The 15,049-nt window shown below is 31.5% G+C and carries 18 protein-coding genes; 12 read left to right on the top strand and 6 right to left on the bottom strand.

The features are described from left to right. Position 1: 1 nt before the first annotated feature. From SBL15_RS02855 to SBL15_RS02840, 4 genes are all read left to right on the top strand, one after another. Positions 2-796, top strand: coding sequence for an alpha/beta hydrolase (locus SBL15_RS02855; protein WP_317955073.1), 795 nt, complete (start codon positions 2-4; stop codon positions 794-796). Positions 797-949: 153 nt separating this feature from the next. Beyond that, positions 950-1,456, top strand: coding sequence for an SA0570 family protein (locus SBL15_RS02850; protein WP_107611782.1), 507 nt, complete (start codon positions 950-952; stop codon positions 1,454-1,456). 183 nt (positions 1,457-1,639) lie between these two features. Beyond that, on the top strand, positions 1,640-2,356 hold the full coding sequence (locus SBL15_RS02845) for a hypothetical protein (RefSeq protein WP_053017168.1): 717 nt from the start codon (positions 1,640-1,642) through the stop codon (positions 2,354-2,356). 276 nt (positions 2,357-2,632) lie between these two features. Next, the gene (locus tag SBL15_RS02840; protein WP_053018601.1) at positions 2,633-3,442 is read left to right on the top strand and encodes an alpha/beta fold hydrolase; all 810 of its coding nucleotides are present in this window, start codon (positions 2,633-2,635) and stop codon (positions 3,440-3,442) included. A gap of 244 nt (positions 3,443-3,686) precedes the next feature. Here SBL15_RS02840 and sarA read toward each other — a convergent pair whose 3' ends face one another. From sarA to SBL15_RS02815, 5 genes are all read right to left on the bottom strand, one after another. Further along, positions 3,687-4,061, bottom strand: a complete 375-nt coding sequence (gene sarA, locus SBL15_RS02835) for a global transcriptional regulator SarA (RefSeq protein ID WP_053017170.1) — start codon at positions 4,059-4,061, stop codon at positions 3,687-3,689. Positions 4,062-4,384: 323 nt separating this feature from the next. Next, the gene (locus SBL15_RS02830; RefSeq protein ID WP_241958627.1) at positions 4,385-5,320 is read right to left on the bottom strand and encodes an efflux RND transporter periplasmic adaptor subunit; all 936 of its coding nucleotides are present in this window, start codon (positions 5,318-5,320) and stop codon (positions 4,385-4,387) included. Between the two features lie 140 nt (positions 5,321-5,460). Further along, positions 5,461-6,387 (bottom strand): DMT family transporter, encoded by a 927-nt coding sequence (locus SBL15_RS02825; protein ID WP_107611933.1) that lies wholly within the window; start codon positions 6,385-6,387, stop codon positions 5,461-5,463. Positions 6,388-6,698: 311 nt separating this feature from the next. After that, positions 6,699-6,920 (bottom strand): DUF2922 domain-containing protein, encoded by a 222-nt coding sequence (locus tag SBL15_RS02820; RefSeq protein ID WP_011276537.1) that lies wholly within the window; start codon positions 6,918-6,920, stop codon positions 6,699-6,701. A gap of 34 nt (positions 6,921-6,954) precedes the next feature. Next, positions 6,955-7,161, bottom strand: coding sequence for a hypothetical protein (locus SBL15_RS02815; protein ID WP_011276536.1), 207 nt, complete (start codon positions 7,159-7,161; stop codon positions 6,955-6,957). Positions 7,162-7,303: 142 nt separating this feature from the next. Between SBL15_RS02815 and SBL15_RS02810 the strand changes: the two genes are divergently transcribed. The 8 genes from SBL15_RS02810 to SBL15_RS02775 are packed head-to-tail and all read left to right on the top strand — an operon-like array spanning position 7,304 to position 13,814. Continuing rightward, on the top strand, positions 7,304-7,861 hold the full coding sequence (locus SBL15_RS02810) for a tyrosine-type recombinase/integrase (protein ID WP_317955071.1): 558 nt from the start codon (positions 7,304-7,306) through the stop codon (positions 7,859-7,861). A gap of 28 nt (positions 7,862-7,889) precedes the next feature. Beyond that, positions 7,890-10,292 (top strand): DUF4040 family protein, encoded by a 2,403-nt coding sequence (locus SBL15_RS02805; protein ID WP_107613336.1) that lies wholly within the window; start codon positions 7,890-7,892, stop codon positions 10,290-10,292. Continuing rightward, positions 10,279-10,704 (top strand): Na+/H+ antiporter Mnh2 subunit B, encoded by a 426-nt coding sequence (gene mnhB2 / locus SBL15_RS02800; RefSeq protein WP_011276533.1) that lies wholly within the window; start codon positions 10,279-10,281, stop codon positions 10,702-10,704. The genes SBL15_RS02805 and mnhB2 overlap by 14 nt, the downstream gene beginning before the upstream one ends. After that, positions 10,701-11,051 carry a Na+/H+ antiporter Mnh2 subunit C gene (gene mnhC2 / locus SBL15_RS02795; protein ID WP_011276532.1) on the top strand — a complete coding sequence of 117 codons (351 nt, stop codon included), beginning with the start codon at positions 10,701-10,703 and terminating at the stop codon, positions 11,049-11,051. Before mnhB2 ends, mnhC2 begins: the two co-directional genes overlap by 4 nt. Beyond that, positions 11,041-12,540 carry a Na+/H+ antiporter Mnh2 subunit D gene (gene mnhD2 / locus SBL15_RS02790; RefSeq protein WP_107611936.1) on the top strand — a complete coding sequence of 500 codons (1,500 nt, stop codon included), beginning with the start codon at positions 11,041-11,043 and terminating at the stop codon, positions 12,538-12,540. Before mnhC2 ends, mnhD2 begins: the two co-directional genes overlap by 11 nt. Beyond that, complete coding sequence (mnhE2, locus tag SBL15_RS02785) at positions 12,537-13,019, top strand: Na+/H+ antiporter Mnh2 subunit E (protein WP_011276530.1); 483 nt, start codon at positions 12,537-12,539, stop codon at positions 13,017-13,019. The genes mnhD2 and mnhE2 overlap by 4 nt, the downstream gene beginning before the upstream one ends. Continuing rightward, positions 13,016-13,318: a Na+/H+ antiporter Mnh2 subunit F gene (gene mnhF2 / locus SBL15_RS02780; RefSeq protein ID WP_011276529.1), complete on the top strand. Its 303-nt coding sequence runs from the start codon at positions 13,016-13,018 to the stop codon at positions 13,316-13,318. Before mnhE2 ends, mnhF2 begins: the two co-directional genes overlap by 4 nt. Then, a complete protein-coding gene (locus SBL15_RS02775) occupies positions 13,293-13,814 on the top strand; it encodes a Na+/H+ antiporter subunit G (protein WP_053017178.1) in 522 nt (173 codons plus the stop codon). The genes mnhF2 and SBL15_RS02775 overlap by 26 nt, the downstream gene beginning before the upstream one ends. A 492-nt stretch (positions 13,815-14,306) precedes the next feature. Here SBL15_RS02775 and SBL15_RS02770 read toward each other — a convergent pair whose 3' ends face one another. Next, entirely contained in the window at positions 14,307-14,912 is a 606-nt protein-coding gene (locus tag SBL15_RS02770) for an FMN-binding negative transcriptional regulator (RefSeq protein WP_107611938.1), read from the bottom strand. Between the last annotated feature and the right edge of the window lie 137 nt (positions 14,913-15,049).

Genomic DNA, 15,049 nt, shown 5'->3' with positions numbered 1-15,049 from the left:
GATGGATTTATTTACTAGAAAAGGTGGTTTTTCCTTACATTACAATACGATGGGTGAGGGATATCCTGTTGTCTTAGTACATACAGCATATGAAAATGCTTCTATATTTCAAAATTTAGCAAAAGAATTGGCAAAATCTTTTCAAGTAGTTTTACTAGATTTGAGAGGACATGGCTATTCAGATAAACCGAGACAAATTGATTTCAAAGAATTTGCCGATGATATCATACAATTACTAGATTATTTGTATATTGATGAATCAGCATTAATAGGTCATGAAATGGGCGCAGCCATAATTGCGGATTTGGCAGAACGTTATCCTAATTATGTGTCATCCCTTATAATGGTAACACCAACATCTATTGAGGGTGAATTACCTGAAGAACGTTTATTCAGAAAATATTCACATAAAATTAGAAACTGGGATGACGAAAAACAAAATAAGTTTTTAGAAAAGCATCGTTATCATAAGCCGAGAAAAGTTAATAAGTTTTTAAAACATGTTGAGGATACGAATGCAATTTCTACAAAAGAGGAGACACAAGCGATTGAAGATGTGTTCAAAGAAACTGCGATTTCAAGCGTATTTGAACATGTAACGAAACCGACGTTAATTATTGCGGGAGAACATGGTGAGCGTATTACAACACTTGAATCTAAAGAAGTAGCCGATTTAGTTAAAGAGTCACAATTTGATGTGTATGCTCAATCAAGTTTATATCCTTTTGAGGAAGAGAAAGATAAGTTTATTGAGGATGTAACACCATTTATTAAGAAATATATGCCTGAACACTAATTGTTGATAGGACAAATTCAGTCGCCACTCTAATTTGTTACATAAAACAACTTAATTTGTAATATTTTTGTAATAATAATGTTATTTTAGTAATAAACGGGGTATACTATGAATAAGCACAAGCCGAGAAACGAGATAAAGGAGAGAGTGCTTATGAAAAAATTAGTAGCGGCATTTTTAGTCTCTGGACTAGTAATGACAGGAGTAGGCGTTAATCATGCTGAAGCAGCTAGCGGTAACACAATTCAAACAGTTCAACAATTAACTCAAGGTGATAAATCACTAGAAAATATTACACTTGGCGAATCAATCAAAAATGTTTCAAACAAATATGGTACACCGATTTATTCTAAAAATCCAAGCAACAATGAAAGTTATTATGAGTATCGCACAAATAAAGGTCTATTAGTTGTAACCGCAGTAGGTAAAAAGAACCAAGGTTATGTTACTAGAGTTTCTATGACTTATAATGAAGCTAATGGCCCAACTTATAATCAAGTTAAGAAAAGTTTAGGCCAAAATACAGTGGCACGAGTTCAATATAATAAAGTAAGCGGCAATTTTGGATATATTCAAAAAGGTAAAACAAGCTATCAATTTGGCTCAAATTCACCTCAAGATAAAAACTTAAAATTATATCGTATTGATCTTGCTAAATAATAAAAATAACAAATTTTATGATTCCATCACTAGGAGCATGACGTTAAATTCTAACTTTTGAATAACGTCATGCTTTTATTTTTCGTCATTAAACAGAAAATAATGTCAATGTATGATAAAATTTTAAATTGAACAATTAACAAATCGTATAGATGTTATTAAACCATAGCAAAGGAGTAACTCATGAGAACCAACGATAAAGTGTTACTTGAAAATATTAACGATTACTTTAGCCACAAAGGGATGGCACCTAATTTAATCGATGATATAAAAGAAAATTTGCGCAATGATTTGAAAAAGTCTGAATCAAAAGATGAAGATTATTTAGATTATCGTGGCAAATCTCCAGCACAAATCATTTTGATTATTCAACGAAATTTATTCGGTTTACAAACGAATCCTGTTATTTTCTTTATTATGAATTTTATCTTAATATCATATCTTTATGATAAGCAATATGTGCCATTTCAAGCGGCTACAGCAATTTCTATATTCTATTGTATAATCATTTTTCCATTAACGATTTTTATTAATATTCGTATTGATAAGAAGAAATTTCTATATAGCAATCGTTTTGAAATGATACTAGGGTATATCGTTGCGATAATTGCACTAATTTTAATCATTATGCGTGCTTTTAATCTAAATTGGGGAATCATTCCCATCACTATTTATAGTCATCAAGTCGTCTTTTTTATAGGTATTATACTAAGCTTAATTGGTGTCTTTTTTAAAAAAATAGAGTACACAGCAATTGGTTTATTATTCTGTCAAAAGACGATAGATGCAGTAGTGACAAAACCTGAAATTGCACAAATCATTTCTCTTATTATATGGATCATGATAGTGGCATTGATCGTTTTTTATACAATTAAATTATCGTCAAGAACGAGGGTGTAACGTTTAATTAACATAAGCTTGAAATAAATATTATTTGAGTTTACATTTCCAGTTCAAAATAGATAAGTAAATTAACTTGAGAGTAGAGCCTGGGACATCAGCAATGTCTCAGGCGTTATTATATTGGCAGTCATTGACTGAGTTAAAAAGCACTTGTTACAAGTGCTTTTTTAATTTAAAAAATATTTATATAATAATAATTTTAATAAAGTTAAGAACATTCATAGCGTAACTTTTAATGAAGTGGGTATAGTAACAATTAAGGGAGGTGCCAATATGAAAAAAATCGAAACGTTAAACCAAACAAAATTAGCTTATCAAGATGAAGGACATGGCAGCCCCGTTATCTTAATTCATGGCTTAGATGGTAATTCGGCAGCGTTTGATTTATTAAACAAACAACTCCAACAAAACTATAGAGTGATTGCGTATGATGTTCGAGGACATGGTAAATCGTCACGTCCTGATTCATACAACTTAGAAGATCATGTGAAAGATTTATATGTACTTATCGATAAATTAAACTTAAAGAAAGTGCATCTATTAGGTCATGATATGGGAGGGATAATTGCTAGAGAATTTACCGAAAAACATGAAGACCATGTATTATCTTTAACAATTATCTCTTCAAAAGCTGAGGATATCGTTCACGGTTTTACGAAATTAATGATTGAGCACCAAGACGAAATTGCAGGGTTTAATAAATCGGAAGCATTACTTTTACTATTCCCGTATATCTATAAAGAACAAGAATCAGCAATGAAATGGATTCAACGGCAACGCTTATACAGTAAACAAAATTCCGAGGATAGTGCTATAGCAAGCAGAGCACTTTTAGATACGGCTTATGCGAATAAAGGGTACACGCATTATGTTAAAGTTCCTACATTAATTATAAACGGACGCTATGATCCAATTATAAATGATAAGAATCATTATAAAATAGAAGAGCGATATCAAAATGTTGAGAAGGTTTTATTTGAAGAATCTGGACATGCACCCTATGTTGAAGAAGAAGATAAGTTTCTAGTCTTATATTTAAGTTTTTTAGAAAATGTTGAACAGATAACAGAAGTGAATCATTAAATGATATCAGTAATTTTTATAAGTGGATGTCTGTTTGATGAATCATGAAATAAAGCTTCTACATTAATATATTAGATAAAAACATTTTAATTTAAAATACATTTGTAATACGTCATATGATATACAAAAAAGCCAGTAAGTGAAATTTACGAATTTCACTTACTGGCTTTTTTATTTAAAAATAATATCTCAGGGTTATAAATTCATATCGAAAACGAATAAAATTAGAAAAGCCACAAAGAAATTATAATTCAGTTTCTTTGTTAGCTTCTTCAATACGTGTATTTACTTTATTTAATAATGAATCGATTTTTTTACGTTGTGTACTATTTACGAGAATTAATACAGTTCTTTCATCGTGTTCATTACGTTTTTTATCAAAATAATCTTCTTGAGATAAATTTTTCACTGCTTTAACTACTTGTGGTTGTTTGTAGTTTAAGTGATTAATGATATCTTTTAAATAATATTCCTCTTCTTTACTTTGACTAATATATGTTAAAACTGCGAATTCTTCAAAGCTAATTGAAAATTCTTTTTTGATGATGTTTTTTAATTTATCTGCATATGTGATCATTGCTAATAATTCGAAACAATCATTGATTTTTGAAATTGCCATTTTGAAACCTCCCCAACTAATTGTGCGCTTTTTCTATTTTGCCCGTTAAATTATATATAACGTCTTATAATAGTTAAAAATACTTAAATAATTTAGATTAAAAGAATTTTATTAAATTAATTTAATGCTATATTATTTAGTTAATTATAACTAAATGAAATTAAGAAGTAAACAAAAAAGTACTTAATAAAACAATATTTTGATTATTATATTCTTTGTTTGAATTTCAAAGCAATTTATAAAAATCAATTAATTAAGAACAATTATTATTTCGCTCTATATAATAAATTTTATTATGAATATACAATTGCAAAAATTCACTGCTATTTTTGTAGTAGTGATGATGAAGGATGCACAATCACTTTATCTCCAATATTTAATCCATTGGATACCATAATATACCCATTTTTTTGACTTTTAGTATATTCTATTCTTCTTTTAATAATTTTGTTATTTTGTGTAATTAAAACATAATAATTTTCATAAATTGAACTTATAGGTAGTTCTATTTTAGAAGTTCCAACATCGATATCAAAGTGGCGTCCAAGAGGATATTGATCTTGAGTCGAAATATCTACTTGATAAATTGATTCACCTTTTTCTACTTTATAAGGGATTTGAATGATAGAAAGAATTTTACCAGTAAATAATTTGGAGTGATTTCTTGTAACGTTTACATCTTGATTCGCTTTAATATGTTCCAATTGAGATTCAGTTATATTAGCACGAATAATATGTTTTTCGCTATTAATTTGCATTATTTTTGTATTTAATTTAGAAGGATGTGCTTCTAGGATAGTTACTTTTCCAGAAATAGGGGAATTAATGCGTGTTTGAAGTCTACTTTGGAGTTCTAATATTTGGCTGTTTAGCGTTAACTGTTGACTAATTGATTGTTTCGGTGAATGGTTGATAAGTGAGGATAGGGCCTTCTTTTTAGCTACAATAAGCTTTTCAAGGGGCGGATTGTAATACTCTAATAAAGGTGTATCAGATTGGATGATTTCATCATTTTTGACAAGTAAGGACGAAACATTTCCTAAAGATGGATTGAAATATAAAGTGAAACTTTCTTGAGGTTGTTGTTCGCCAATGAATGAGAGAGAGTATTGAGGTTTTGCTGTAATGGTTTCTATTTTAGATGTGTCAGGTTCTGTTGGAATTTTTGCATAAATATAACATACAAAGGATATGACGAGGAGGGTAAGCGTGGTAATTAAAATTCTTAACGGGGTAAAAAATGTCTTCAATAAGATCACCTCTATAAAATTTTTATACAACTATTATACAATGGCGATATAACGAATATGTGTAATATCGTATAAATAAAAAAATGTCTTCTCAATTACTAAGAAAAGAAGACATTTTAAATAAAGATATTAATATAGTGTTGTAAAAACTAAAAGAGGCGTAACAGAATAATCCCTATAGCAATGGCAATTAGCCCACTAAACTTGCGAAGTGTTATTGGATTCTTGCGAACGCCTAAACCAAAATGATCAATGATAACGCCCATTAACATTTGACCTAACATTGCGACGATAGTTGTCAGTGCTGCACCTAAAAACGGCATCAGAATTATATTTGATGTGACAAATACAACGCCTAGAACACCACCAATAAAATGTATTGGCTTGATTTTACCGATATCAGGGTGTGTGATTTTAATTTTAAGACTTCTGTTAAATATTAACGTTAAAATAAATAATGCTAATGTACCAACAGTGAAAGATACGAGTGCGGCAAATAGCGAATTATGCATTTGCTGAGCTAGACCACTGTTAATTGTTGTTTGTAATGGTGGCGCAAACCCAAATATAAAGCCGATGATAAGCCAAACATAAAACATATGATTTGTTTTTTCTTGGAGTTTATTTTTAGGTATATAGTTCATTAATAAGATACCGAAGAATAGGATTATGATGCCTACTGCTTTTAGGAAAGTAAACGAATGATTGCTTGCGCCAAGTAGTCCGAAAGTATCTATGAAGACCCCCATGATGATTTGACCAGCTACTGTCATGACAACAGTTAACGCTGCGCCTAAACGAGGCAGTAATAATAAGTTTCCTGTTAAGAAACAAACACCTAGTAGACCACCAACCCACCAATGATAGTCAATTGTATGTCCACTATAAAATGAACCATCAAATAATTTAGGATTAAAAATCATATTTAAAATAAATAAAAATAGTGTACCTACGAAAAATGAAATGGTAGATGCATAAAAAGATGATTCAGTATATCGTCCAAGGCGAGAATTGATTGAGGTTTGGATTGGGACCATCATACCAGCCACAATACCGATTATAAATAAAAATGCCACGATAGACCCCCTATATTTTCTTTCATAACTAAAACATCATTATTATACGCATTTTAGTTTCCGATTTCAAAATACGAATATCAACGCGCTTTACTAATAGTGGGCTCAGAATATAAATTATTGAAGTATTAGTTATAAAAAAGAAGCTAGGACAGAATTCTTTTCGAATTCTTCATCCTAGCTTCGCAAGGTTGACTAGAAGTGAGAGAAGCTTGATTTAAACGTCTTATCAGTTTAGTCATCTATTACGAATATATGCAGTAGTCATGAAACATTTTTTTGTCTCACACTTAATGAAACATCAGAATGTGTTATTTAGTTTCAAATAGAGTAGTACTCGTAACGTCTATTAATTTAGCAGAAGTGGCTTTAATAGGTGTGCCAGCTGTAGGTTGTAGAATATTAAGTTTAATAATATTATCCATCGCAGCTTTAGCATCAGCCTCAGATACAGCAACGTTAACTTGTGGGAATTGCAATTTAGCAGTTTTATTTAAATTTGTTTTAAAAGCAAGTTCTAAAGTCTTTGACATGTGGAATACCTCCTTTCTTAATTTTTAAGTTAAATTAGGCTAAAACTTGTGTTTTAACCACCTCAACTTTATCGAATGTTTCATTAATCAGATGTGCAATGATATTGACGAATGATCTGATTTCTGAATCTGTAGCTTTAGTGTTTAAGTTAGTAAAACGACGTTTTGTTTCTTTCGCTTTACCACTTGCGTCGTGAGTGATATGCGTACAAACAACAGATAATTGTGAAATTTCATTCATATGTTTGTCACCTCCTTTCACTCTATATATCGAAATCCATTCAAAAAAGGGACACATTTATTTAAAGAAATTTGAGCAAAAACATTTAATGTTACTAAAATATGGTTTATCATTAAATAAGAAACTTTTATGAGGTGGATAGATGAATCAAGTTGAACCGATCAGAAATAAAGATGATATAAAAAAGATGTATGATGTATTAAAAAAGAAATCTGATAGAGATTATCTTTTATTTAAATTAGCTATACATACGGGTATACGTTTAACAGATTTATTAAATCTAAAAGTGAAAGACGTCAAAATGATTGATCAAGATGAAATAAAATCATCTTGGATTGAGTCATGTGCGCCTGCAATCAAAATCTTGTTACCAAACGATTTACGTGAAGAGGTTAGAAGATTTATTGAATATAATAAGCTTATGGAAGATCATTTATTATTCCAATCGATAAGAGCACATAAAGAGTTATCTAGACAACAAGCTTACCGAATCATTCATCATGCCGCTGAAGAGTTAGGTTTGTGTCATATTGGATTGACCACTTTGCGAAAAACATTTGCTTATCATGCTTATCAATCGGGTATTTCTATTGCAATCATACAAAAATATTTAGGTCATCAGACAACTCAAGAAACGGTGAAATTTATCGGGTTGTCTGCCGATGATGAACTTCATACAATTATCGCTTTAAATTTATAATTGATTTTTACTGAAAAGGAGGCTTTTGATGAGCTTAGTATATTTATTAGGTGGACTAATAGTTATTATGCTAATCGTCTTAATGACGCTGTTTATTAAGTCATTGAGACGGTTCGCTGGATATATTGCTTTGTTAGCACCTATTTTAGCTTCGGGATATTTCTTAGCCCAAATTCCTAATGTTCTACATGGAAAATTTGTAGAATTTAAAATTCCATGGATGCCCGCTATTGATGTTAATCTGGATTTTCGATTAGATGGTCTAGGATTAATGTTTGGATTAATTATCTCCATTATAGGGGTGGCAGTATTCTTCTATGCTACTCAGTATTTATCTGTTAATAGAGATAACTTACCGCGTTTCTTCTTATATTTATTGTTATTCATGTTTAGTATGTTGGGTATTGTAGTCTCAAATAACACTATCTTAATGTATGTTTTCTGGGAATTAACAAGTGTATCGTCATTCTTATTAATTTCATACTGGTATAGCAATGCCGAAAGTCAATTAGGCGCCATTCAGTCATTTATTATCACTGTTTTAGGTGGTTTAGCCTTATTAACAGGATTCATTATGTTGTATATCATTACTGGTACAAATACGATTTCAGAATTACTTACTCAAAGTCATAGCATTAGTGAACATGCTCTATTTATACCAATGATGATAATGTTGTTAATAGGTGCATTTACGAAATCAGCTCAATTTCCATTCCATATTTGGCTACCTAAAGCCATGGCTGCACCAACCCCTGTAAGTGCCTATTTACACTCAGCTACTATGGTTAAAGCTGGTATCTTTTTACTATTTAAATTCACGCCTATCTTAGGTTTAAGTGATAGTTATATTTATATTGTTACTTTTGTAGGTTTGATTACAATGATATTTGGCTCTGTAACGGCCTTAAGACAATATGATTTAAAAGGTATATTAGCGTATTCAACAATTAGCCAATTAGGAATGATAATGTCGATGGTTGGTCTAGGTGGAGGTATTGCGCAACATTCATCAGGTCCAATGGCAGAGACGTATACATTAATTTTATTCGCCGGTTTATTCCATTTAATGAATCACGCAATATTTAAATGTGCTTTATTTATGGGTGTCGGAATCATTGATCATGAAGCTGGTACGAGAGATATTCGCCGATTAAGTGGAATGCGTAAATTCTTCCCGAAAATGAATTTAGTTATGACACTTGCTGCGTTATCAATGGCAGGTGTGCCGTTGTTAAATGGTTTCTTAAGTAAAGAGATGTTCTTCGATTCTTTAGTTAGCGCAATCGAACTTCAACAATTTGGTTTAACGTTAACGATTATTGTTGTAGCTATTGGTGTTATAGCAAGTATCTTTACTTTTGTGTATGCAGTTTACATGCTTAAAGAAACTTATTGGGGAGAATTTGACGAAAAGAAAGTGCCAAAGAAACATATTCATGAACCTTGGTTGTTCAGTTTACCTGCAATAATCTTAATGGTTATGATACCAATCATTTTCTTTATTCCCAACATTTTCACTGAGCATTTAGTATTGCCGGCACTACGAAATGTTACCAATTTGGGTAGTAGCGTAGATGCAATAGCACCGCATGTTTCTCAATGGCATGGTGTTAATTTGCCACTCATTTTTAGTGTGATTGTTATTATAGTTGGTCTCATTTTAGCGTTAAAAGTAAACTGGAAAGCTATTACGCATCAAGTCATTAAATATGCTTCTATTACAAATTCTTATCGCAATGTGTATCGAGGATTTGAACGTTATTCAGGTCAAATGATTCGAGGTTTAATGAATAATAGATTAAACCATTATAATATTATAACGGTTCTTATTTTCTCTATATTAATTGCATATGGCATATTCCAAGTAGGTTTGCCAAAGTTACATCAAATAGAAGTTTCAGAATTTGGTCCATTGGAAGTTATTTTAGGCATTATGATTAGTGTTGTCGGTATAGCGTTAGTGTTTATTCGACAACGTTTAACAATGGTCATTTTAAATGGCATTATTGGTTACAGTGTTGCATTATTCTTCTTATTAATGAGAGCACCAGATTTAGCGTTAACTCAATTAGTAGTAGAAACAATTACGACCATTCTCTTTATTGTAAGTTTCTCTAGATTGCCAAATATCGCTCGTACAACAGCGAACATGAAAAAAGAAACAATCAAAATTATCGTATCATTTATTATGGCTGGAGCCGTAGTAACGCTCATATTTATTGCGCAACAAGGTGATGGTCTAGAGTCAATTTCTAAATATTATACGAATGCCTATGAATTGACTGGTGGTAAAAATATTGTAAATGCTATTTTAGGAGATTTCAGAGCCTTAGATACAATGTTTGAAGGTATCGTCTTAATTATTGCCGGTTTAGGTATTTATACATTATTACATTACAAAGATAGGAGGGGCCAAGATGAAAGAAAATGATGTTGTGTTAAGAACCGTTACTAAAATCGTCGTATTTATTTTATTAACATTCGGCTTTTATGTCTTCTTTGCGGGACATAATAATCCTGGTGGCGGTTTTATAGGTGGTCTTATCTTTAGTTCGGCCTTTATCCTAATGTTCCTAGCTTTTGATGTACATGAAGTATTAGAAAGTTTACCTATTGATTTTAAAAAGTTAATGATTGTTGGTGCCATAATCTCAGCACTTACTGCAATCGTTCCAGTTTTCTTTGGTAAATCGTTCCTATACCAAAGTGAAGCATACATTCATTTTCCATTATTAGGTGAATTACATGTAACGACAATTACATTGTTTGAATTAGGTATACTGTTAACAGTTGTCGGCGTCATCGTAACAATTATGTTGGCCTTGAGTGGTGGTAAATCATGAATTTAATATTATTACTTGTGATAGGATTTTTAGTATTTATAGGAACGTACATGATACTATCACTCAACTTAATTCGAATTGTTATAGGTATTTCGATTTATACGCATGCGGGAAATTTAATTATTATGAGTATGGGTCATTATAGTAATAAAATGACGGAACCTTTAATCCACGGCTCTAATACTAATTATGTGGATCCATTATTGCAGGCTATTGTTTTAACTGCGATCGTTATCGGTTTTGCAATGACTGCCTTCTTACTAGTATTAGTTTATCGAACATACCGTGTTACTAAAGAAGCAAATATTGATGTATTAAGAGGAGAGGAGGATGAAAATGAACAGTAATTTATTAGTCCTTCCAATCCTATTACCATTGTTATGTGCATTAGTCCTTGTTTTTACTAAAGAAAAGAACAGGCTATCTAAAATTTTGTACATAGGAACAATGTCTGTTAATACAATTATTTCATTATGTTTATTGATATACGTCTTACAACATAAACCTATCACGCTTGATTTTGGTGGTTGGGCAGCACCTTATGGTATCCAATTCTTAGGTGATTCACTGAGTTTAGTTATGGTTACAGTGGCGTCATTTGTTGTGACACTCATTATGTCATACGGATTTGGTCGTGGGGAAGATGGTGTTAATCGATACTACTTGCCTACTTTCATCTTATTCTTAACAACAGGCGTTATTGGCTCTTTCTTAACATCTGATTTATTTAACCTGTATGTTATGTTTGAAATCATGTTACTAGCTTCATTTGTATTAGTAACGTTAGGACAATCTGTCGAACAATTAAGAGCAGCCATTATTTATGTCGTACTGAATATCGTAGGATCATGGTTATTCTTGCTAGGTATTGGTTTATTATACAAGACGGTTGGAACATTAAACTTCTCACAAGTTGCTTTACGCTTAGATCAAATCCATGATAATAAAGCGATTATTATTATTTCAATTGTATTTATAGTGGCCTTTGGTTCGAAAGCTGCCTTAGTACTATTTATGTGGTTGCCTAAAGCTTATGCAGTGCTTAACACTGAACTTGCCGCTTTATTTGCAGCGTTAATGACGAAGGTAGGTGCATATGCACTCATTCGTTTCTTTACACTTCTATTTGATCAACATACGGGTGTGACACATCCATTGTTAGTATTTATGTCATGTATCACAATGCTTATAGGCGCTTTCGGTGTTATTGCATATCGTGATATTAAGAAAGTGGCTTCATATCAAGTTATATTATCGATAGGTTTTGTCATTTTAGGTCTAGGTTCCAATACCTTTGCAGGTGTACATGGTGCAATCTTCTATCTAGCGAATGACATTATTGTGAAGACAATGTTGTTCTTTATTATAGGTAGTTTAGTTTATATGTCTGGTTACCGCGAATATAAATATTTATGTGGATTAGCTAAGAAAGAACCATTCTTTGGTGTTGCATTTGTTGTTATGATATTTGCGATTGGAGGCGTACCGCCATTTAGTGGTTTCCCAGGAAAAGTACTCATCTTCCAAGGTGCGATTGAAAATGGTAACTACATTGGCTTAGCATTAATGATTATCACAAGTCTATTAGCAATGTATAGTCTGTTTAGAATTTTATTTATTATGTACTTTGGAGACAATGATGGTGAACAGGTTGATTTTAATCCGCTACCTAAGCACCGTAAAACGATTCTGGGTATTTTAGTTGCAGTCGTACTTGCAATGGGTATTGCAGCGCCAGTTGTGATGAATGCTACTGAAAATGCAACAAAATTGAATATGGATGATAATTATTTCCATAGCATTGTCAATTCACATTTGAAGGAGGGGAATAAATGAGACAAGTTGTATTGAACATATTAATCGCATTTTTATGGGTACTGTTTCAAGATGAAGACTCATTTCAATTCTCTACCTTCGTATCTGGCTTCATCATTGGTTTGATAGTAATTTATATATTACATCGTTTCTTTGGGCAAGCTTTTTATCCTAAGAAGATATGGATTGCTATTAAGTTCTTAGGCGTGTATTTATACCAATTAATTACTTCTAGTATTAGTATTATTAATTACATTCTATTTAAAACGAGACATATGAACCCAGGGTTATTAACATATGAAACGAATTTAAAAAATGATTGGGCAATTACGTTTTTAACTATTCTAATCATTATTACGCCTGGTTCAACAGTTATTCGTATTTCGAAGACTACCAATAAATTCTTTATACACAGTATAGATGTTTCAGAAAAAGAAAAAGAAAGTCTGCTTAAAAGCATAAAACAATATGAAAACTTGATTACGGAGGTGTCACAATGATTGAAACGCTCACGAATTTTTTTATTACAAGTGCATTAGTATTATTTGGCATAGCGTTCATAATTGGATTATTCCGTTTAATCAAAGGACCTACTACAGCTGATAGGGTTGTGGCATTCGATGCTTCCAGTGCTGTCATCATGTGCATTATAGGTATAGTTAGTGTTATTTATAATACTGTTTCATTCCTTGATTCCATAATGCTTGTTGCAATTATTTCATTTGTAAGTTCTGTATCTATTTCTAGATTTATAGGGGGAGGTCGAGTATTCAATGGCACAAATAAACGAAATCATTGATTTGATTGCCGCTTTCCTCATATTTCTAGGCAGTATTATTGCCGTCATTAGTGCAATTGGAATTGTAAAATTTCAAGATGTCTTTTTACGAAGTCATGCATCTACCAAGAGTTCTACGCTATCTGTCTTACTAACATTAGTGGGTGTATTAATTTACTTTACGAATGAACAAAGCTTCTTTAGTGTTAGATTATTATTATCAATTGTTTTTATTAATTTAACATCACCGGTAGGTATGCATTTAGTTGCCAGAGCAGCCTATCGTACAGGTGCATACATGTATCGTAAAGATGATGCACCAAGTCGATCTTCCATTTTATTAAGTTCTAAAGAATACAATTCTACAGAAGAACTTAAAAATCGAGCTCGAATTCGAGAAGAGCGTCGTGAAAAAATTTATTACGATGTTCAGAAGCAGCGACAGAAAGAAAAAGAAAAACAGCAAGAAGAAAATATCGAAAGTTTATCAGAAGCTAGAAGAGAAACTAAAGATTGATTAAATCAATGAGATTGAACATGAATGAGTAATAGTTAAGACTACTACTTTGAAATGCTCAATCTCATTTTTTTAAATTTATATAAGAAACTAGTGTCATTAACACGGTCAATATACTTAAATAAATGTAAAGAAGTAGGAAAGGTATGGGTGACGTCGCGATTATAAAATAAATAACCAATAAAAAGATTGGCGTTACTAAACTAAGTAATAAAAATAACAAGTCCATATAAGACCAGTGTTTAGTTGTAAAAAGATAAAAGATTTCTAAAAGCCATATAATCGGAAATAAAACTGGGTACGCAATTATAGATGGGACAAACACAACCATTTGTGCCAATGCATTCTCGCCTTCAAGTTCAGACAATGGTGGCAGAAATAATGTCCAAAAGAACAAGGTTGCAATCATTAGTAAAAAAGAGCATATAAGAAGAACTAATTTAAATTTATTCATAATAAATGACCTCTATATAATATGACATGGATTTGATTCTAATTCGTATCTATTTCTTTAGATAAACTTTTATGCATCGTGTTACTACTATCTGAAAGGTGTCTTGTAATATTCTCCCTGTCTTTTTGGGGGCGATTTTGACTCAATTTGTATGAAGCTTCAATTTTGTTAACCTTAACTTTAAAACCAACAATGCCGTGAATTTGTTGCTTAGTTTGGGCAGAAATATTATTCCATGTTGCGCCATTATCACGATGTTGTTCATATTTATACAGCAACTTGGATAAATCAGTGATAAGCGTTTCTTCATCTAATAACTCACCACAGCCATAAGCATGTACACTTTGATAATCCCATGTTGGTACATCCTCTGTTTCATACCAAGTAGATGAAATATAGGCGTGCGGACCGTGAAATATCATAAGTATATCTTCATTATTTTTAATCGATATCCATTGCTTATTTTTCTTAGAAAAGTGCCCAGACACATATAAATGATTATCGTGTTCCTCGACGATAACAGGTAAATGCGTGGCTATAGGTACAGAATTGTCAGTAGTGATAATGGTAATGAAATTATGTTCTATCATAAAGTGCTTAATTTGTTTGAAGTCCTTCATTTCATAATATTTAGGAACATACATTCTTTACACCCCTTATTTAAGATAATAAGTATATTAAAAGTAGACAGTTGTATTTTTATATTATTTGTTGAATCATACCCTATTTCTAATGATTTAAGTAAATTCATGAGAAAAAATTAGTGAAACAATTAAAGAGA

This window comes from Staphylococcus sp. NWU MKU2 (assembly GCF_033283605.1).
GTDB lineage: Bacteria > Bacillota > Bacilli > Staphylococcales > Staphylococcaceae > Staphylococcus > Staphylococcus haemolyticus.
The sequence above is the reverse complement of the archived record's forward strand: the minus strand, read 5'-3'. Positions and strand labels throughout refer to the sequence as shown.